Raw genomic sequence first — 20,689 nt, 5'->3', positions numbered from 1 at the left:
CAATGAATTTATCTGAAAAATTTAAAATCAATGTCCCGAAGGTTGTCCACGAAATGATTGAAGGTGAAGTAGTTATCGTCAATCTGGAGGGGGGAGATTATTATAGTTTGGTGACAGTCGGAGCAGATATTTGGGAAAAACTAGCTAGAGGTCTTTCCAGAGGTGAGATTTTGGCAAAAATAGTTAGTGGTTACGACAGCAGCAGCGAAACAATTGCCACCGCTATTAACAATTTAATTTCCGAATTGCAGCGCGAAAATTTAATTAGTATTGATACAACTGATGGAGAAAATCAAACCTATACAGATAAAGATAACTCTCCAACAGAAGCTACAGAAAAGCTAAAATTTGAACCACCAGTTTTAAATAAATATACAGATATGGAAGAATTGCTGGCTTTAGATCCCATCCATGATGTAGAGCCGGAAATGGGTTGGCCGAGTGCCAAGGTTTAAATCAATTAACAGAATTTATGTAGGTTGGGTTTTCTGATCTCAACCCAACCAAATCAATGTTAAAAATATAAGTGAAAATAAATAATGAAACCCGATATTGAAGAATCAGAAAACTTAATTGAAACAGAGAAAAAAGACCCAATCGCTTTTTTTGATTCAATTTATGAACTATACAAAAAAGCCGAAGCATCTGTGGGTGGTGCAGTTAATCGGTTTTATGATATTGGTGGTTTTAAAATTCAGTTGCGATTTGCTGGAGAGGCTTTAATTCCTTATCAAACTCCGGCTTTAGGACATTTAGAAATTGAGCCTGTTGTTAATCCCGATTTAACAGTTTGTTTGTGGGATAGTACATCAACAAACACAATTATGCCACCACCACCTTGGGGTAGAAATCATCATCATCCTAAGCGTGGAGAAATTTACGGATTCAATACTGATCGCATTCATACGAGTTTCCAATGGGGTGCGTTTGCATTGAGTTTGTTAGATAGCGATCGCAATTTAGGCATCTATTGGGTAGATACGACAGAACAAATTCCCTATTGGGAAACCGGTTCACCGCTACGAACTATTTTGAATGTCTGGATGAGTAAACGGGGAATACAACTGGTTCATGCAGGTGCGGTGGGACTTTCCAGCGGTGGTGTGTTGTTAGTAGGAAAAGGAGGTTCGGGAAAATCAACAACGGCTTTAAGTTGTATTAATTCAGAGCTTTTTTATGCCAGTGACGATTACAGTTTAATTACCTGTGAACCTATACCAACGGTATTTAGCATCTACAATACAGGCAAAAAAAATGCCGATGATGTGAATAGATTACCATTTTTGGCTGAAGCTATTAGTAATAGCGATCGCCTAGATTCAGAAAAAGCCGTTTATTTTATTAACGAACATTTTCCGGAAAAAATATTGAAAAGTTGTCCCATTCGGGCAGTTTTAGTTCCCCGCATTACGGGAAAAAAAGATACTTCTTTAACAGCTACCTCTGCCGCTGCCGCTTTAGCTTCACTTGTACCAAGTACGATGATTCAATTAGCAGGTGCGGGGAAAGAAGCTTGTCAAATTATGATGCAAGTCTTGAAACAAGTTCCTTGTTATTATTTAGAACTGGGGACTGATTTAGAGCAAATCCCTCAAGTAATTTCCAATCTCATTACAAAACAATAGAAAATGGAAAATCAAAAATTATTTGTTAGCGTTATTATTCCAGTTTTTAATGGAGAAAAATATCTAGTAGAAGCCATTGAAAATGTCAAAAATCAGAATTATCAGCCGTTAGAAATTATTGTCATTGATGATGGTTCAACAGATAAAACTGCGGAAATAGCTGCCGAATTCAAGGACAGTATCCGCTATATTTATCAAGAAAATAGTGGTCCATCGGCTGCTCGAAACCGAGGGATAAGAATAGCAAATGGTGATGCAATTGCCTTTTTGGATGTTGACGATATTTGGTCGGATGATAAACTGAAAGTGCAAGGAAATTATTTGGCAGATAATACCTCGGTAGAGATTGTACAAGGATTAATTCAACAAATGAATTTATCACAACTGACATCTGATAAAAAACCTATATTTGAACCTGTCTATAAACCTTACAACTATATTAATTTAGGGAGCGCAATTTATCGGAAATCTGTATTTGAAAAAATTGGCATTTTTGACGAAACACTCAATTATGCTGAAGATGTAGATTGGTTTATCCGAGCCTGGGAAAATGGGATATCCAAGGTTCTTATAGATCAGGTAATGCTGTTTTATCGAAAACATCAAAAAAATATGACTGAGGGGAAAAATTTAGTTGAACTGGGATTTATCAAAATATACAAGAAACGTTTAGATAGAATCCGAAAAAAACAAATATCTCCAACTAATATTTTATTAGATATGCCAATTAATGAATATCTTGGTAGTCCTCCTTGAATTCAACCGTTAAAAGATTATGAGACAATCAATTGAACGTAAACGCAATCAAAAATTGGAGCAAGAATAAGCATGAACAAAAACCTTTTAATCAGCGTCATTATTCCAGTTTACAATTGCGAAAAGTATCTAGCCCAAGCCATAGAAAGTGTACTAGCTCAAACCTATCAGCCCCTAGAAATTATCGTTATAGATGATGGTTCAACTGATGCTAGTGCAGAAATAGCCAAGGGATTTGGTTCTGTAGTGCAGTATTGTTGTCAAGTCAACAGTGGTACTGCGGCGGCTCGTAATCGAGGCTTAGAATTAGCCAAAGGCGATTATTTTGCCTTTCTTGATGCAGATGACCTTTGGGTAGAGGATAAATTAACACGCCAAATGGCAGCATTTATAAATAACCCCAATCTTGATGTTGTATTTGGACAGGTTGAACAGTTTATTAGTCCAGAATTGGCAGACAATCTGAAAGCAAAACTGTACGTTCCCGATAAATTAATGCCGGGACATATTCCTTCAGCACTGCTAATAAAAAGAGAGTCTTTTTTTCGGGTTGGTTTATTTGAAACTCATTGGAAATTAGCCGAATTTGCTAGTTGGCAAGTACGTCTGACAGAGATAGGACTCCAAACAATGATGTTACCCGATTTAGTAGCCAAGCGGCGACTGCATGAAACCAATAAAGGAATTCAGAAAAAACAATATCAGACTGAATATATTCAGATTCTCAAAGCATCACTAGATCGTCGTCGCACTAAAGATTAGGATATTCAAATTGATGGCTTATAATTCACGGATATGATATGAACTTAAAAACCAAGTTAAATAACATTAGAATGCGTTTTAAAGCCGCATCAAAAGCCTTCCTCGATCCGATACCTACTCTCAAACCGAAAATTTTAGTCAAAACTGTAGAGCCTTCATTAGTTTTAGATAATCAGCTTTTAGCTGGAAAAAATGTTCTTATTACCGGAGCAGCAAAAAATATTGGCAAAAGTATCGCTATTGAAATGGCTAAACAAGGTGCAAATATTTTCTTCACAGATATTGTTGAGGAAGGATGTTTAAACTTAGAAAAAGAATTAAATACTTATCCAGTTAAGGTAAGAGGCTTTGTTTTAGACATATCAAAACCTGAAAATATTGATTATTTATATAGCATTTTAGAGGAAAACAAAATCATAATTGATATTCTTGTCAATAATGTAGGCATTCAATTTGAAACAATTGGGATAAATAACTTAGATTTAGGAGAATGGCAAAAAATCTTTCAAACTAATGTATTTGGTCCCATGTACCTTACCAAACTTATCTCCCAAATGATGGTGAGTAATTCTATTCAAGGTTCTATTATTTTTATGACTTCTATCCACCAAGAAACAGTTGTTCGTTGGCCTAGTTATAGTTCTTCCAAAGCAGCATTAGGGATGATTATCAAAGAATTAGCAGTAGACTTAGCCCCATACAAAATAAGAGTCAATGGAATTGCTCCCAGTTGGGTAGCGGAAGATGAGCAAAAACAACCATTGAGTATCGAATATAATCTATTGCATGGTTGTTCTATCTCTCCTTGTTATATTGGTAGAGCGGCTGTTTATCTAGCCTCAGATTACTTTTCAAAATTCACGACGGGAACGGTTCTAAAAATTGATGGTGGCACAACATTATATAATTATCGTGTTGCTCAAAATCCGCCTGAATAAACAACCCTATTTATTTTTTTTGCATAAATATAATGTTTCATATTGTTCAACGGATTAATAGAAAAATCAAACGAATAGCTGCAATTTTTACTCAAAAATTAGCACCAGGTAGATTAGAGGCAAAATCTCCAATATTTAAAACCCTCTTTCCTAAAAATGCGAAAATTGAGCGCGTAGCTACAGGATTTCAATTTACAGAAGGACCGATTTGGTTTACTGAAGAAAAGTATCTCCTATTTAGCGATATTCCAGCCAATAAAATATATAAACTCACACCTAATGGTGAATTAACAATTTTTAGAGAACCTAGCCATAATTCCAACGGTTTAACTAGAGATAAACAAGGACGATTGATTGCTTGCGAACATGGTACACGTCAAGTTACCCGCACAGAAAATGATGGTTCAATTACCGTTTTAGCTGATACATTTCAAGGTAAAAAACTCAATAGTCCTAATGATGTCGTTGTTAAAAGCGACGGGTTTATTTATTTTACAGATCCCCCTTATGGGATTAAACCCGAACAACAGGAACAACCAATTCAAGGAGTATATAGACTTTCACCAGATACCAAAGAAATTATTCTCTTAGCTGATGATTTTCTCAAACCAAATGGTTTAGCATTTTCACCTGATAAAAAAAAGCTGTATATAGATGATTCCGAACGCCGTCATATCCGAGTTTTTGATGTTCAATCTGATGGAACACTTAGCAATGGACGGATCTTTTATGATATGAAAGTCGAAAAACCCGGTTTACCAGATGGAATGAAGATAGACGCGCAAGGAAATATCTACTGTACTGGTGGTGGTGGAGTTTGGGTTTTTGATTTAGCAGGAAATCATTTAGGAACAATTGTGACTCCAGAAGTACCAGCAAATTGTGCTTGGGGAGATGAAGATTACCAAAGTCTTTATATTACAGCTTCTACCTCAGTTTACAAGATTAGAGTTAATATTCCAGGGATAAAAGTATAATCATGAATAATCAAGAAAATTCTGGACTTACTAACGAGAAAAAATTGCTTTTGCAAGCAGCATTCTTATCAGAAGAAGCGGGGTTTGATTCCTGGAAGCAATGGAGAGAGACTGTTGATATTGAAGATTTAGATACTGAATCTTATCGTTTATTGCCTTTACTTTATCGCAATTTATCTGCACAGGAAGTGATAGATGTGCATATAGGAAGACTGAAGGGAGTTTACCGACGCACTTGGGTAGAAAATCAAGTTTTATTTCAAGCCATTGCCCCAATTTTACAGTCTTTTTCAGAAAAGGGAATTAAAACTCTATTACTTAAAGATGCCGCGTTAAATCTCCATTATTACCACGATAATGGATTACGAATGATGCCTAATTTAGAATTATTGATTCATTCCTCAGATGCTTTAATGGGGATTAATTTATTGCAAAATCTTGGTTGGGAAGCGACAGGAAAGATACCTCAAGAAATTTTACTATTTTCCCAAGCGATAGGATTTAAAAACAGTGCCAATCAATTTTTGATTTTGCGGTGGCATTTATTCGCAGATGGCTTTTCAGAAAAAGCTGAACATGATTTTTGGGAAAATATAATAATTACTCAATTGGGTGAATTAGAAATAAATATTTTAAATCCAACATATCAGTTATTGTATATTTGTGCAGGGTTAAAAAATCAGGCTATGTCAAGTAATAAACTAGCTGATGCTGCAATTATTATCAATGCTTCAGAAAATCAAATTGACTGGAATCAGTTAGTTATCAAAGCCCAAGAATACCGCTTTGTTTGGGGACTAAAAAATCTGCTCACGGCTTTACAGGAAATTTTAAATATTTCTATCCCATCTTCAATTTTGACGCAGATAATCAATTTACCCATTTCTAACTTTGAAGATCGTGAATATCAGATTATGAGGAAGGAGAATAATAGCGTATTAGATCGTTTAAATTTGAGATATTACCAATATGTAAGAATGGTATCTGATGAAAATGGGAAATCAAATTTTTTAGGCTTTACTAAGTATCTACAATATCTTTGGGGGTTAGAAAATTCGTGGCAAATTCCATATCATGCAATGATTAAAGGCATAAAAAGGCTAGTACCGCAGGGCGGAATTAAAAATTAAAAATTAAAAATTAAAAAAGCAGATAACACAAGCTTTTTGAGAATTCTTAATGGTTGGTTTATTTACGCCGTTGTGTACTATAGCGGTTATCGGTAGGATGCAATACAATTTAGGGCGCAGACCCTGCGCCCCTACAGGGTTTGCAATTGGCTGACTGTATCTCACTCAAGTGCATACCGCTATAGTACCGCTTTCTCGGAATTAAAAATTTAATAAAAACTGAAATTAAACCTTTTATCGTAGAGACGTTCCACGGAAACGCCTCTACAGATGATGATTAGGAAATATCTTCTTCTTATTCCCTATTGTCAAGCAATTAACTCGTAAATACTTCTGCGGGTAAACGATTAAAGGAAAGACGCTCATTTTCAACATCTACAAAAATGGTGTCACCGTCGCTAAAGTCACCCCGTAAAATGGCTTTAGCTATTTGGGTTTCTAATTCCCGTTGAATAGCTCGTTTTAATGGTCTTGCACCAAATACAGGATCATATCCTACTTCTGCTAAAAAGTCAATAGCAGAATTAGATAATTTCAAAGACATTTTTCTGTCACTCAATCTTTGTCTTAACCTATCTACTTGTAATTGGACAATATTCCGCAATTCTGATTTTTGTAAACTGTGGAAAATAATTAGTTCATCCAAACGGTTTAAGAACTCTGGACGGAAACTACTACGCATTGCTTCCATTACTCGATTACGCATTTCATCGTAACGGGTGTCATCTCCAGATATATCAAGGATGTATTGAGAACCGATGTTACTGGTCATGATAATGATACTATTTTTAAAGTCCACTGTTCGACCTTGGGCATCTGTCACCCTACCATCATCGAGAATTTGCAGGAATATATTAAAAACGTCAGGGTGGGCTTTTTCGATTTCGTCGAATAAAATCACCGCATAGGGACGACGACGAATGGCTTCGGTTAATTGTCCTCCTTCTTCATAACCGACATATCCGGGAGGCGCACCAATTAAGCGAGAGACGGCGTGTTTCTCCATATATTCGGACATATCAATCCGCACTAAGGATTCTTCTGTGTCAAACATATAGGCTGCTAAGGCTTTAGCGAGTTCGGTTTTACCCACACCTGTTGGACCGAGGAAGACAAAACTGGCAATGGGACGGTTGGGGTCAGAGAGTCCAGCGCGAGAACGTTGAATGGCATCAGCTACAGCGGTGACGGCTTCATGTTGACCGATGACACGATGATGTAATTCATCTTCTAAATGCAAGAGTTTGTCTTTTTCTGATTCCACTAATTTATTAAGAGGAATTCCTGTCCATTTAGAAATAATTTCGGCAATATCGGCTTCTGTGACTTCTTCTCGTAATAGAGATTTGCCTGTGCCTTGGGTTTGAGAAAGTTCACTTTCGACTGCGGCTAATTTTCGCTGTAAGTCTGTTAATATGCCATATTTTAATTCCGCAGCCCGGTTGAGATCATAGTTTCTTTCTGTTTGTTGAATTTCTAAGTTAACACGGTCAATTTCTTCTTTAATTGACTGAATTTTGGTGATAATATCTTTCTCAGATTGCCATTGACTGCTGAGAGTTCTTTGTTCTTCTTTGAAGTCAGCTAGTTCTTTTTCTAATCTTTCTAAACGTTCGCGGGAAGCAGGATCAATTTCTTTTTGTAAGGAGAGTTTCTCCATTTCTAATTGGAGAATTTTCCGGTCTATTTCGTCGAGTTCTTCGGGTTTGGATGTAATCTCCATTTTCAGTCTAGCAGCGGCTTCATCAACTAAATCAATGGCTTTGTCGGGGAGAAAGCGATCGCTAATATAACGATTAGAGAGAGTAGCCGCAGCCACGAGGGAACTATCAGAAATTCTCACCCCATGATGAACTTCATAGCGTTCTTTTAAACCGCGTAAAATCGAAATTGTATCTTGGACATTTGGCTGATCTACATAAACTTGTTGGAAGCGTCTTTCCAAAGCTGCATCTTTTTCCAAATATTTGCGATATTCGTCTAAAGTTGTCGCCCCAATACAGCGTAACTCACCCCGTGCTAACATCGGCTTTAATAAGTTACCGGCATCCATAGCCCCTTGGGTTGCACCTGCACCGACAACGGTATGAATTTCATCAATAAATAAAACAATATTTCCGCCAGATTCGGTAACTTCTTTTAATACTGCTTTGAGCCGTTCTTCAAATTCACCTCGGAATTTTGCTCCGGCAATTAAAGCTCCCATATCCAAACTAATCAATTTCCGATCTTTGAGAGATTGGGGAACATCACCTGCTACTATGCGTTGTGCTAGACCTTCAGCGATCGCAGTTTTACCAACGCCAGGTTCACCAATTAAAACCGGGTTATTTTTGGTACGACGGGAGAGAATTTGCACCGTCCGACGAATTTCATCATCACGACCAATTACAGGGTCTAGTTGACCTTTACGGGCGGCTTCTGTGAGATCGCGGCCATATTTCTCCAGTGATTGATACTTACCTTCTGGATTTTGGTCTGTCACTTTTTGATTCCCCCGAATTTCTTTAATAATATTTTTGAGTTTGTTTTCATCTAAACCAAATTCCTGGATGAGACCTTTACCAAAACGGTCATCTTTGGCGTAACCCAGCAGTAAATGTTCAATAGAAATATATTCGTCTTTAAATTCTTGACGATATTTTTCTGCCCGATCTAACAGTGTATCTAAACTTCGCCCTAAATAAACAGAAGTGCTAGTTCCAGATACCTTGGGTTGACGTTGAATAAATTGCTCTGTGCGATCGCGGACTTTTTGCAGATTTGCACCGGCTTTGGTAAAAATCGCACTGGCCAGTCCTTCCTGCTCTAGCAACCCTTTCATCAGGTGTTCACTTTCTAGTTGCTGTTGGTGGTACTGTTTAGCGATATCGGGGGTTTGAGCGATCGCTTCCCAGGCTTTTTCTGTAAATTGATTGGGGTTATTAGGCTGCATAGGCTTTTAGAATAATTTTGTCTAATAACATCATTGTAAAAATATCTGGGGTCATAGCTGGATCGGTCTTCACATCTTTAAAATGTAGTATTATTGCCCAATCTGAGGTTACAGGTGACAGGAAATAGAAAAAAATTACGTGAAATCTCTATTTATCGTTGTGGTAATTCATGAATTACCTTTACATTTCCTAGTTACTGCGTAAGTCCTCCCACAGAAACTTGACAACCAGGATGATTTAAACCTGTATTTTGCAATGTTGATTTTTGTGCTTCGGCTGTGAGAATTACTTTACCATCATCAGCAATTACCCATCCTTGTACTTGTTGAAATACCCGATTTGTGCTGTTTTCTGACTTTTTACTAATGACAACTGGTATAATATTTTCTTGACTTGTTTCCTGAGTAGAAACTGGATCTATTAAATCTACTAAAGGAGTTGTTCCAGTTAATAAATCGCTAGGCTGAGATGGTAATCCACCTTTCCCGACAATGATAAATTGATTTTGTTGACGTGCTAATTTTCCACCACCTTGACAACTTTGAGCAAGTTGACTAGAAGCATCAACTAAATTAGTAGATAATGCTTCTAAACCTTGAGCAGGATCAACATCTAAACGATTGATTATCACTTCACCACTCAAGCCAAATTTTGAAGAAGCAGTAATATCACTAAATTCAGTTTCTTGATCACGAAACTTTAAACCAAAAATAGTATTTGTAGTGATGTTGATATTTCCTCCATCTCCTTGAAAAGCATTGGCTGTAATATTGCTATTTTCACTAGGCAAAGCTACAATAAAAGGAACACTAATATTAATATTTCCCCCATTTCCTCCTGCACCTGATTTCCCTGCTGTAGCAGTAATATTACTACCATAACGTAATAATAATAAATCTCTAATAGTGAGATTAATTTCTCCACCTTGATTACTCGCTGTAGCCGCAGTAATATAAGCATTATTATCTAATATCAGTGTCCCAGCTTGTAGATAAATATCTCCACCTTTGCCACTACCTTGACTATTGACTCCTATCCCCGCACCATTTTTAATCATAAACATTTCGGGGTCAATATCAATACTACCACTATCACCACTAGAACCAGGATTGGTACTGGCAAAAATGCCACTATTGGCATCAGCTAGGGTAATATTTTCTTTCACCTGTAAAGTAATATTTCCAGCTTTAGCATTACCAGATGTATTCGTAATTAATTGTCCCCCATTGGTGGCTGTAAATGTATCAGCATAAATATTAATACTACCTCCTGCTCCATCTGTGTTAGATGCAGATATTTTCGCACCATCAGCAATAATAAAGTTAGAAGTATAAATATTTAAACTTCCTGCTTCGCCTTGACCGGTGGATTCTACCGCTATACCTTTTTCTCCTCTAATTTCTATTGAGTTTTTAGCATCTATATTAATACTTCCCGCGAGACCATCAATAGATGTTGCAGAAATTTCACTATGATTAATTTCTAAACTATTTAAATTTCGGAGATTAATATTTCCGGCGTTTCCTTCTCCTCCTGGTTGGACTAATGTTTTGATTGCTGAATTTCCCAAAAGTTGTAATTTTTGAGTATCTATATCAATATAACCTCCTGTTCCTATTCCTGTTTTTTCTACGTTACTACTTAATCCAGAACCATTGTTAATAATAATTGAGCCGTTGGGAGAATTGAGAATAATATTACCTGCATTTCCTTGACGTTCTGTAAAAGCATTTAGCTGGGAATGATTAAGAATAGATATTTGATTCTCAGCATTAATTGATATATTACCAGAATGAATTAATTGATTTTCTCCACTTTCAACGCTGCTGTTTGTGGTGTTAAATATTGAGTTATCAATCACGACGCTAGAACTTTCGATAGAGATATAGCCAAGATTTCCTTTACTAGTAAATTGACTATTATTAATTTCTGCTAATTCCGTGATTTTAAACTCCATATAACCAGCATCACTATCACTACTAGGATTGTTGGTATTAAAGGTGGAATTATCAATATTCAGTTTTTGACTATTAATTAAAACTCGACCATAATTACCCTGACTATTTAAACTACTTTCATTATTAATATTAATGGTATCACCAGCATTTAATTCTATATCTCCTGCGTAGGAAGTACCAGAGTTATTAGTCTCAAATGTGACAGAATTTAAATTAATTGAACCAATTTCTGATGTTACTTGTATATAACTAAAACCATTTTCTTCATCACTATTTTTACTACTACTATTAATTTTAGTCTTAGTTAAAGATACTAATTTATTACCTGTGATTTCTACTTTACCAGCAACACCTTCAGATTCATTATTAGCAATAATCTCAGAATCTTGAAAATAAAGAAAATCATCTGCTAGTAGATAGATATGACCACTGTCACCAATAGCATTAGATTTAACGTTTGTTTGAATTTTGCTGTTGTTCTCAACAGTAATATTTTTACCGAAAATTTTGATATAACCACCATTTCCATAGGTATTTTTATGAACTGTATTATCTATGATATAATTATTGATATTAATATCCCCACCAATAATCTTAATATTACCACCTGTTCGTTGATTTTGATTTTGAGAATCACTAGCAAAGGTATCAGCATAAATTCGCGGTTGTTGATTTTCTCCTATTAATTTAATTCCTCCATTATTAGTTGCAGAAATTAAAATATTTCCTGATTTTCCATTATTACCAAAAGCTGCTGTATCTATTGTGGTATCAGTTAAACTAATGGCTGGTTTATCAATCGCAGTTCCTCCGGCTTGAATAGTTATATCTCCACCCCTACCACTACTAATACCATCTTCTATCGAAGATGTACTAATTAAGTTACTATTACTAATCTCAATATTTCCGAATTCCGAAGTAATGGCAATATTACCAGCGTCATTATCTAAACTAGATGTAGTTATATTTCCTGGAATTGAAATATTTCCTATAATTGAAATATTTTCTGTAGCTGTTAATTCAATCATTCCCCCTGGTGCGATTAATGTCCCTGTATTGATTATATTTGCACCCAATAAAGTTATATTTTTGCTCTCATCAACTTGGAGATTTCCTTGATTATTAATAATGGCTTGCTGATTTTTTAAAGCATTCGTAAATAATGCACTTGGTTGGACAGAAAGTAAATTACTATTTTGGGAAAGATCAGCACTAAATAATCCATCTTCACCCAATCTAATACTATCCGCAGTTGTCGCTGTAAATGAACCGTGAATATCTAAACTTGCACTATTACCAAAATGAATTCCATGAGGATTAATTAAAAATAAATTTGCTGTTCCCTCTACTCCTAATGTTCCTAAAATATGAGATATATTACCACCAGTTACACGAGTTAATATATTATCTATCCCTATGGGATTATGAAAATATACACTGCCATTTTCACTGACATTAAATTCTGCAAAACTGTGAAATAAATTTGCACCATTAATTGTCCCACCTTCTATAAGTTTATTGAGTTCATCAATAGACATGACAACGGAATTTGTTGGTAATGTATTATCAGGCACTAATTGTGCGTAAAGTTCTTGTTCTGTCGTTAGTGTTCCCAAAATCAGGAATAAAGCGAGTTTGAAGTGATGAATGAGATGCTGAATTTTCATATTTAGATCAACTTTGGGATAATTTCTCAGTATTCCCTGAAACCAACATTTTAGTACACTTACAGAGGTTTTCTAGATCAATAAGTTTTTCAAATAGGTTATCCAGCAAAATAGTTCATTCTCAATAAGCCTGGGGTAATTCTCAGAGTTATTGAGAACATCGTCAATAATTTAACGAAGTTTCAACATTTGGGCGATTGATTATTGACATAGTTCGAGTTTGTGCTATATTGGAGTTAGACTTGAACGGTATTGTTGTGCCAAAGTCAAAATTATTGAAGGCGATCGCCAAAACAAGAATATATTTTGTATAGGAATTATCAACTTTGAATTAAACTGTTAGAAAAGTGCAGTCAAAGTGGTTATATGGCAATTCAGTCAACAGCAGGAATTATATTCCAAACTGCTTACGAAAGTCGCTACACTTGGGATGAAAACTTTCCTGGTTATGCTGCCGATGTGCAACTGCTACAGGAAGATGAAGTTTACAACGGTAAAATTCAGATTGACCGTAGCTTGAATATAGAAATTACAGGAGTTGCAGATAAACAAATAGAAGCAGGAATTGATATTCAGTTACAGGAAATAGTCACACGCTGTCAAAGAAGCAATTTTGAAAATGCTTACAGTCAACATGAATTTAGTTTAAGTGAGACAGCAGATACAGTCACGGTTTTCGTCAAAGGTGAAACTACTGATTCTCACTATCAAATCCATAATCAAAAAATATGCCAAGAAATTCGCGTCATGGGTCGGATGGCTTTGGAGATTAATTCTTGGGAATTCCTAGATACAGACTCCGGTTATATTCCTTCTGTCTATGATGTGGTGTTTCGGAATTCGCAAACAAGTGATGTTAACAGCATTCTCAAATTTAGAGATACATATCAAAAGTTTGGAAATTATTACATTTTGACGAAGCAGGTAGTCACAGAGTATGAAGGTGCTGAAAGTGAAACTGCTCAATCAATTACTGAGTTTGTTTATTTTAATATAAAGCTACTGGAATTGGTAGCAGCTTAGAAAGGTGACAGAGAAGAGGCAGGGAGCAGGGGAGCAGGGGAGCAGGGGAAAAATATTCTTTTGCAACTGACAACTGACAACTGACAACTGACCACGAACAACTGACTAATTCCCCATTACCAGCCTAAACTAGATCATTAGCAACTTCGATAATTCCCAATTTATTAACTCAACAGGTCTGAAATTATGGAACTAACGATAGACAACGTAGAAACTGTATTAGACGAAATGCGTCCTTACCTAATCTCCGATGGTGGTAACGTGGAACTTGTAGAATTAGATGGTCCCATTGTGAAACTCCGGTTACAGGGTGCTTGTGGTTCTTGTCCGAGTTCTACAATGACTTTGAGAATGGGTATTGAACGCCGTCTTAAAGAAATGATTCCCGAAATTGCCGAGGTAGAACAAATCATCTAAATTACTGATAATTGATAATTGTGAATTGTCAATTATCAATTATCAATTATCAATTGTTCCCTATTATTCAACAAACTCTATGTCTCATCCTCTGCACGTTGCGTTTATCTGGCATCAACATCAACCGTTGTACAAGTCTCCTGAAAATGGTAGTTCTCCGGGGAGTAGTCAGCAGTATCGCTTGCCTTGGGTACGTTTACATGGCACTAAGGATTATTTGGATTTAGTATTATTGTTAGAGAAGTATCCTAAGTTACACCAAACGGTGAATTTAGTTCCTTCGTTAATATTGCAATTGGAAGATTATGTTGCGGGTACGGCTTTAGACCCTTATTTGACTGCTAGTTTGACACCTGTAGAACACTTAAGTCGTGAACAGAAAGAGTTTATTATTCAACATTTCTTTGATGCTAACCATCATACCTTGATTGATCCCCATCCTCGTTATGCCCAATTATATTATCAACGGCAGGAACAAGGAGAAAATTGGTGTCTAGCAAATTGGCAGTTATCAGATTATGGTGATTTACTAGCGTGGCATAATTTAGCTTGGATTGATCCTTTATTTTGGAATGACCCAGAAATTGCAGCGTGGTTAGAAAAAGGACGTAATTTCAGTTTAGGCGATCGCCAGCGCATTTATTCCAAACAACGGCAAATCCTCAGTCAGATTATTCCCCAACACCGGAAAATGCAGAAAAGTGGGCAACTAGAAGTTACCACCACACCCTACACTCACCCCATTTTACCCCTATTAGCGGACACGAATGCGGGACGAGTAGCAGTGCCGCAAATGACATTACCTAAACAGCGGTTTCAGTGGGTGGAAGATATACCCCGACATTTACAAAAATCCTGGGATTTATATATAGACAGGTTTGGACAAGAACCAAGAGGTTTATGGCCTTCGGAACAATCCGTTAGTCCAGAAATTTTACCGTATATTATTAAACAAGGTTTTCAATGGATTTGTTCAGATGAAGCCGTTTTAGGTTGGTCATTAAAACACTTTTTTCATCGTGACGCTGCGGGAAATGTCCAGCAACCAGAATTGCTTTATCGTCCCTATCGTCTGCAAACTCCAGCCGGTGATGTTGCTATTGTTTTCCGTGATCATAGACTATCAGATTTAATTGGCTTTACCTACGGGGCAATGCCGGCGAAAAAAGCAGCAGCAGATTTAGTGGGACATTTCCAAGCGATCGCTAAACAACAAAAAGAAAGTGGCGATGATCAACCTTGGTTAGTTACAATTGCCCTAGATGGGGAAAATTGCTGGGAATTTTATCCCCATGACGGAAAAGACTTCCTGGAAACACTGTATGAAAGTTTGAGTAATGAACCCCATATCAAACTTGTCACCGTCTCCGAATTTATTGGCAAATTCCCCCCCACCGCAACTATCGAAAGTGAAAAACTCCATAGCGGTTCTTGGGTAGACGGTAATTTTACCACTTGGATAGGAGATCCAGCAAAAAACCGCGCCTGGGATTATCTCACCGCAGCGCGACAAGTCTTAGCAAATCATCCCGAAGCCACAGAAGAAAACAACCCCGCAGCCTGGGAAGCCCTCTATGCCGCTGAAGGTTCAGACTGGTTTTGGTGGTTTGGAGAAGGACATTCTTCTAACCAAGATGCCATATTTGACCAATTATTTCGGGAACATCTCTATGGCATTTATAAAGCCTTGAATGAACCCATACCCGCATATCTGCAAACACCACTGGAAATCCATGAAGCCCGTTCCGAGCATAAACCAGAAGGCTTTATTCATCCTGTCATAGATGGTAAAGGTGATGAACAAGATTGGGACAAAGCCGGACGCATAGAAGTTGGTGGGGCAAGAGGAACAATGCACAACAATAGCCTCATTCAGCGTCTATGGTATGGGGTAGACCATTTGAATTTCTACCTGCGAGTAGATTTTAAAGCAGGTGCTGTTCCCGGAAAAGACTTACCACCGGAGTTAAACTTACTTTGGTATTATCCAGATAAAACAATGGTGAATAGTTCCATACCTCTAGCAGAACTACCAGACAACGCACCTTTGAATTATCTATTTCACCATCATTTACAAGTTAATTTACTCAGTCAATCAGTTCAATTTCAAGAAGCAGAAGACAATTATTTATGGTGTCCTCGTGCTACTCGCGCCCAAGCTGCGTTAGATTCTTGTTTAGAAATATCAGTACCCTGGGCTGATTTGCAAGTTCCACCAGATTATCCTCTCCGCTTGGTTTTGGTATTATCTGATGATGGTTGTTTTTCTAGTTATGTCCCAGAAAATGGTTTGATTCCTATTGATGTTCCTTAGTGAACAATATCAGGACTTACGCAAAATCATGAAGAAACTAACCGCAGAGGACGCAGAGGACGCAGAGGACAGGTCGAAATAAGAGTTTCAGGGAGTTATTGCGTAAGTCCTAAATATAATAGACATCTGGTGAAAAACAATGTAGAGACGAGAATCCCTACCCATGGAACGTCTCTACAGAGTTTCTCGCAATTGATAAATATCTAAAAATTAGCCTTCGTATTCACTATCAATTTCAACTTCTAGTGTATCTTCATCAATCCTAATATACAAAATATTAGGACGACAACAAACTTGACAATCTTCTATATAACTTTGTTGCATTCCTGCACTAAAGTCAATAAAAGTTAAGTTTGGTTCACCACAATAAGCACAATAAAATTCAGATGTGTTTTGCATCTCTAGATATTATCTCAATTATATTTCTCCTTCACCCTTGATTTTCCGTTAGTTCGCAAAACCGGATTTAATTTAAGAGTACAGGATTTTTTGGCGTTGCTGATTAACGGTATGAATTTTAGTCTCACGCAAAGGCGCAAAGACGCAAAGGTAAGAGTTTTAAAGGTTCAATTTAGGAATTTCATACCTCAATATGGCTATCGCCACGCAGGCTATCAGCAACGCCGATTTTTTAAATATCCGGTCATACTCATGTCACTTGAGAATATCTATCATAAGATTGAAGATATTATAATCTGCGACTTGATTAAAATGAATCCCTTTACTCGAAATATCACAAACCTGCAAGATTATACATTACAGCATATTAAACTTGGTCAAATATGCGGTTCTCAGGTATTATTTCGAGAACGCTATCAAGTATTACGGGTTTTAGGTAGAGGTGGTTTTGGAATTACATTTTTAGCAAAAGATGTAATTTTACCAGGAAATCCTTTGTGTGTAATTAAACAGCTTTATCCTAGAGTTACTAAACCAAAAAGTTTGCAAAAAGCTTGTCAACGATTTGAAAAAGAAGCTAAAATTTTATCCCTGTTAGGTAGTCATAGCCAAATTCCCATGCTAATTGACTATTTTGAAAGTAATGGGGAATTTTATCTAGTCCAAGAATATGTACATGGTCATACTTTAGCGCGGGAAGTAAGACGAAATGGCAGAAAAAATGAAAAAGATGTCAAAGAGTTTTTACAAGAAATACTCCCAGTTTTAAACTATATCCATCAAAATCATGTTATTCATCGAGATATTAAACCCCAGAATTTACTGCGTTGTCAAGATGATAAACGGATAGTATTAATTGACTTTGGTGCTGTTAAGGAAAAACTTGTAGATACCTATGGTAACTCAGTTAATAAAAGTGTTTCTACTAACTTCATTGGTACAAATGGTTTTGCACCTCCAGAACAGTTATCACTACGGCCAGTTTATGCGAGTGATATTTATGCTTTGGGAATAACTTGTATTTATTTATTGACTGGTAAAGGTCCTTTAGATTTTGAACATAATCTGCGTACTGGGGAAATTTGTTGGCAAAAAGAAGTAAGTATCAGTGATGATTTTGCTGAAGTTTTAGGGAAAATGGTCAAGGTTTCTTTAGGAGGAAGATTTAAAAGTGCTAAAGATGTAATTATGGCTTTAGGTGGGGGAAAAAATCAGGCAAATTTAAGTAATTATTTAACTCAGCAACGTCCCAAAAATCCCACTATTAATTCCTCAGAACAATCACCCCTATATACTTCACCTGCAACACGCGCGGCTATTGCAATCCGTAAATTAAAAGCTAGACAAAATCTTTTTAATTCCCATCATGATTTTACACCTTTGTAAATATCAATACAGATTTTTTAAGGCTTTGAATAATAAAATATAGTTCAAGAAATAATTGTTTTTACTTAAAATCTAAATTTAGTTTTCACCAAAATATACATATATATAATAATGGCAAAATGCCGTTATCTTTTATTTTAATTTATATATAATTGAGGAAATTGGCAATAATACATCTTTTATACTTTTCCTTATCCAGGAAAAGTAAATTCTCAATTTATAGGTTAAATATAATTACTAATTGCCTCAATTAACTCCAGGTTTATCTATATATTTTATCATGCAGATGCACCTTATAGATTATGATCTGCTGTCTAAATCCCGACTGTTCAAATCCTCAAAATCCTCATAAAAATAAGGTTTGTCAAAGTTGTCATACTCCTCTAGTGCCACTTTTGAGAAACCGATTTCGCGTTATCCGTGTCCTTTCTGACGAAGGGGGATTTGGGAGAACTTATATAGCCGAAGATATTGATAAATTAAATGAATTATGTGTCATTAAACAACTAGCACCTAAATTTCAAGGTACTTGGTCACAAAAAAAAGCAATTCAGTTATTCTCAGAAGAAGCAAAACGATTACAGGAATTAGGAGAACATCCCCAAATTCCTACTTTAATAGCTTACTTTGAACAAGATAATTGTTTGTATTTAGTTCAGCAATTTATTGATGGTCAAAATTTATTAAATGAATTGAATTCTCGCAAAGTTTATCGAGATTGGGATATTCAATCTATTTTATTAGATTTATTACCAATTATCAAATTTGTACATCAACATGGTGTAATTCATCGTGATATTAAACCAGAAAATATTATTCGTCGCAAATGTGATGGTAGATTAACCCTAATTGACTTTGGTTCTTCCAAACAATTTACGGCACGAATACAACGAAAAAATGGTACTTCTATTGGTTCACATGGTTATTCTCCCATTGAACAAATTAGAGATGGAAAAGCCTATCCTGCGAGTGATTTATTTAGCTTAGGTGCTACTTGTTTTCATCTATTAACAGGAATGTCTCCTTTTCAATTATGGACGGAATATGGCTATGGTTGGGTGGGAAATTGGCATAATTATTTACGGTTTCCTCTAAGTAGAGAATTAGCAGAAATCATAGATAAGCTACTCCAAAAAGAAATCCAGCATCGTTATCAATCTGCTGATGAAGTCATTAGAGATTTGATGAAAAAACATACTCATATTCTCCCCGCAGCAAATAGTAAAATTCCTAAAATAGCTAGTAAAAAGTCTAAGGTATATCCACAAAAATATATTTTAGTCAGAAATTTAATTTTTATCTTTGGGGTAATTGTCTTTTTTGCATTGGGAGAATCTGGCTATCGAGAATTTCGCAAATTAAAAACAAATTTTTCTTTTAGTTTAAGTCAATCTCGCAATAGTACACCAATTCCCACAAAAGATTTATCGCTAATAAATACGCTTTCTGGACATACAAGTAAAGTTTCCTCGGTAGTAATAAGTCCAGATGGTAAGATCATTATTAGTAGTGGTGATTGTGAGAAAATTGATAATAGTAAATGTGATGATAATATTAAATTATGGGATGTAATTACAGGTAGAGAAATTACCAGTTTGCAAGGACATTCTCAAAATGTCAATGTGGTAGCTATTACTAATGATGGAAAAAGATTAGTTAGCGGTAGCGATGATAAAACCATCAAAATTTGGAATTTACAAACAAATCAATTAATTCACACTTTAACTAATCATACTGATGCGATTCATAGTTTAGCTATTAGTGCTGATAATAAAACATTAATTAGTGCTAGTGATGATAAAACTATTAAAATTTGGGATTTAACAACAGGAAAAATAATTCGCACTTTAATTGATCATAAATACTGGGTACGTTCTGTAGATATTAATGCCGATGGTGTCACTTTAGCAAGTGGCAGTTTCGATAAAACTATTAAATTATGGAATATTAATCAAGAAAAACCTGTCCGGACTTTAACGACTGGTTCACAAACATTTATAGCGGTGGCTTTTAGTCCTGATAGTAAGATTTTAGCTGCTGCCAGCCGCGATCGCACTATTAAATTATGGAATCTCCAAACCCTCACAGCAATTACTACTCTCACCCAAGAAGCTAATAATGTGAATACTCTTGCTTTTAGTCCCAATGGTCAAATTTTAGCCACTGCGGGAAGGAATACCTCTGGAGAACAAAACTATCACCACATTCAATTATGGAATGTAGCTACAGGGGAAGAGATGATCTCATTAACAGGACATGGTAATACTGTCACCTCCCTCGCTTTTAGTCCTGACGGGAAGTTACTCATTAGTGGTGGTGAAGATAATTTAATTAAAATTTGGCAAGTTTCTCAATAAAGATTTTCCAGGAAACGTCTCGACATTATTTCCCTAGATTTATA

15 protein-coding genes are annotated in these 20,689 nt (G+C 36.0%); 12 read left to right on the top strand and 3 right to left on the bottom strand.

Annotation, left to right across the window (positions count from 1 at the left end; all coding sequences use genetic code 11):
• From FJR04_RS21695 to FJR04_RS21665, 7 genes are all read left to right on the top strand, one after another.
• The coding region (locus FJR04_RS21695) for a PqqD family protein (RefSeq protein ID WP_168498672.1) at window positions 1-455 on the top strand (455 nt) is incomplete at its 5' end.
• A gap of 84 nt (window positions 456-539) precedes the next feature.
• Window positions 540-1,625 (top strand): serine kinase, encoded by a 1,086-nt coding sequence (locus FJR04_RS21690; protein ID WP_168498670.1) that lies wholly within the window; start codon window positions 540-542, stop codon window positions 1,623-1,625.
• Window positions 1,626-1,628: 3 nt separating this feature from the next.
• Window positions 1,629-2,381, top strand: a complete 753-nt coding sequence (locus FJR04_RS21685) for a glycosyltransferase (protein ID WP_168498668.1) — start codon at window positions 1,629-1,631, stop codon at window positions 2,379-2,381.
• Between the two features lie 72 nt (window positions 2,382-2,453).
• The gene (locus FJR04_RS21680) at window positions 2,454-3,143 is read left to right on the top strand and encodes a glycosyltransferase family A protein (protein WP_168498666.1); all 690 of its coding nucleotides are present in this window, start codon (window positions 2,454-2,456) and stop codon (window positions 3,141-3,143) included.
• A 38-nt stretch (window positions 3,144-3,181) separates the two neighbouring features.
• Window positions 3,182-4,081, top strand: coding sequence for an SDR family NAD(P)-dependent oxidoreductase (locus tag FJR04_RS21675; RefSeq protein ID WP_168498664.1), 900 nt, complete (start codon window positions 3,182-3,184; stop codon window positions 4,079-4,081).
• A 32-nt stretch (window positions 4,082-4,113) separates the two neighbouring features.
• A complete protein-coding gene (locus tag FJR04_RS21670) occupies window positions 4,114-5,058 on the top strand; it encodes an SMP-30/gluconolactonase/LRE family protein (protein ID WP_168498662.1) in 945 nt (314 codons plus the stop codon).
• Window positions 5,059-5,060: 2 nt separating this feature from the next.
• Entirely contained in the window at window positions 5,061-6,188 is a 1,128-nt protein-coding gene (locus tag FJR04_RS21665) for a nucleotidyltransferase family protein (protein ID WP_168498660.1), read from the top strand.
• A 316-nt stretch (window positions 6,189-6,504) separates the two neighbouring features.
• Here FJR04_RS21665 and clpB read toward each other — a convergent pair whose 3' ends face one another.
• Window positions 6,505-9,123 (bottom strand): ATP-dependent chaperone ClpB, encoded by a 2,619-nt coding sequence (clpB, locus tag FJR04_RS21660; RefSeq protein WP_168498658.1) that lies wholly within the window; start codon window positions 9,121-9,123, stop codon window positions 6,505-6,507.
• A 194-nt stretch (window positions 9,124-9,317) separates the two neighbouring features.
• Window positions 9,318-12,749, bottom strand: a complete 3,432-nt coding sequence (locus FJR04_RS21655) for a filamentous hemagglutinin N-terminal domain-containing protein (RefSeq protein ID WP_168498656.1) — start codon at window positions 12,747-12,749, stop codon at window positions 9,318-9,320.
• A 366-nt stretch (window positions 12,750-13,115) separates the two neighbouring features.
• Here FJR04_RS21655 and FJR04_RS21650 point away from each other — a divergent pair, with 366 nt between their 5' ends.
• The 3 genes from FJR04_RS21650 (at window position 13,116) to FJR04_RS21640 (ending at window position 16,503) form a co-directional block, all read left to right on the top strand.
• Window positions 13,116-13,772, top strand: a complete 657-nt coding sequence (locus FJR04_RS21650) for a DUF3386 domain-containing protein (protein ID WP_168498654.1) — start codon at window positions 13,116-13,118, stop codon at window positions 13,770-13,772.
• 186 nt (window positions 13,773-13,958) lie between these two features.
• Complete coding sequence (locus FJR04_RS21645) at window positions 13,959-14,189, top strand: NifU family protein (RefSeq protein ID WP_168498652.1); 231 nt, start codon at window positions 13,959-13,961, stop codon at window positions 14,187-14,189.
• A gap of 79 nt (window positions 14,190-14,268) precedes the next feature.
• Window positions 14,269-16,503, top strand: a complete 2,235-nt coding sequence (locus FJR04_RS21640) for a glycoside hydrolase (RefSeq protein WP_168498650.1) — start codon at window positions 14,269-14,271, stop codon at window positions 16,501-16,503.
• 210 nt (window positions 16,504-16,713) lie between these two features.
• Here FJR04_RS21640 and FJR04_RS21635 read toward each other — a convergent pair whose 3' ends face one another.
• Window positions 16,714-16,902, bottom strand: coding sequence for a CPXCG motif-containing cysteine-rich protein (locus FJR04_RS21635; protein WP_168498648.1), 189 nt, complete (start codon window positions 16,900-16,902; stop codon window positions 16,714-16,716).
• 312 nt (window positions 16,903-17,214) lie between these two features.
• On the opposite strand from FJR04_RS21635, the gene FJR04_RS21630 reads away from it, so the two are divergent.
• Both FJR04_RS21630 and FJR04_RS21625 read left to right on the top strand, forming a co-directional pair.
• Complete coding sequence (locus FJR04_RS21630) at window positions 17,215-18,288, top strand: serine/threonine-protein kinase (RefSeq protein WP_168498646.1); 1,074 nt, start codon at window positions 17,215-17,217, stop codon at window positions 18,286-18,288.
• Window positions 18,289-18,590: 302 nt separating this feature from the next.
• Window positions 18,591-20,645 (top strand): serine/threonine-protein kinase, encoded by a 2,055-nt coding sequence (locus FJR04_RS21625; protein WP_168498644.1) that lies wholly within the window; start codon window positions 18,591-18,593, stop codon window positions 20,643-20,645.
• Window positions 20,646-20,689: the final 44 nt, after the last annotated feature.

It is taken from the genome of Anabaena sp. UHCC 0204 (assembly GCF_009711975.1).
Taxonomy (GTDB): Bacteria; Cyanobacteriota; Cyanobacteriia; order Cyanobacteriales; family Nostocaceae; genus Dolichospermum.
This window is presented reverse-complemented; position numbering and strand designations above follow the sequence as displayed.

What these genes read in the sequence shown, in the direction of transcription:
- FJR04_RS21680 (WP_168498666.1), top strand. Translation starts at nt 2,454, where the DNA reads ATGAACAAAAACCTTTTAATCAGCGTCATTATTCCAGTTTACAATTGC.
- FJR04_RS21685 (WP_168498668.1), top strand. Translation starts at nt 1,629, where the DNA reads ATGGAAAATCAAAAATTATTTGTTAGCGTTATTATTCCAGTTTTTAAT.
- FJR04_RS21645 (WP_168498652.1), top strand. Translation starts at nt 13,959, where the DNA reads ATGGAACTAACGATAGACAACGTAGAAACTGTATTAGACGAAATGCGT.
- FJR04_RS21640 (WP_168498650.1), top strand. Translation starts at nt 14,269, where the DNA reads ATGTCTCATCCTCTGCACGTTGCGTTTATCTGGCATCAACATCAACCG.
- FJR04_RS21690 (WP_168498670.1), top strand. Translation starts at nt 540, where the DNA reads ATGAAACCCGATATTGAAGAATCAGAAAACTTAATTGAAACAGAGAAA.
- FJR04_RS21655 (WP_168498656.1), bottom strand. Translation starts at nt 12,749, where the DNA reads ATGAAAATTCAGCATCTCATTCATCACTTCAAACTCGCTTTATTCCTG.
- FJR04_RS21665 (WP_168498660.1), top strand. Translation starts at nt 5,061, where the DNA reads ATGAATAATCAAGAAAATTCTGGACTTACTAACGAGAAAAAATTGCTT.
- clpB (WP_168498658.1), bottom strand. Translation starts at nt 9,123, where the DNA reads ATGCAGCCTAATAACCCCAATCAATTTACAGAAAAAGCCTGGGAAGCG.
- FJR04_RS21675 (WP_168498664.1), top strand. Translation starts at nt 3,182, where the DNA reads ATGAACTTAAAAACCAAGTTAAATAACATTAGAATGCGTTTTAAAGCC.
- FJR04_RS21630 (WP_168498646.1), top strand. Translation starts at nt 17,215, where the DNA reads ATGAATCCCTTTACTCGAAATATCACAAACCTGCAAGATTATACATTA.
- FJR04_RS21635 (WP_168498648.1), bottom strand. Translation starts at nt 16,902, where the DNA reads ATGCAAAACACATCTGAATTTTATTGTGCTTATTGTGGTGAACCAAAC.
- FJR04_RS21670 (WP_168498662.1), top strand. Translation starts at nt 4,114, where the DNA reads ATGTTTCATATTGTTCAACGGATTAATAGAAAAATCAAACGAATAGCT.
- FJR04_RS21650 (WP_168498654.1), top strand. Translation starts at nt 13,116, where the DNA reads ATGGCAATTCAGTCAACAGCAGGAATTATATTCCAAACTGCTTACGAA.
- FJR04_RS21625 (WP_168498644.1), top strand. Translation starts at nt 18,591, where the DNA reads ATGATCTGCTGTCTAAATCCCGACTGTTCAAATCCTCAAAATCCTCAT.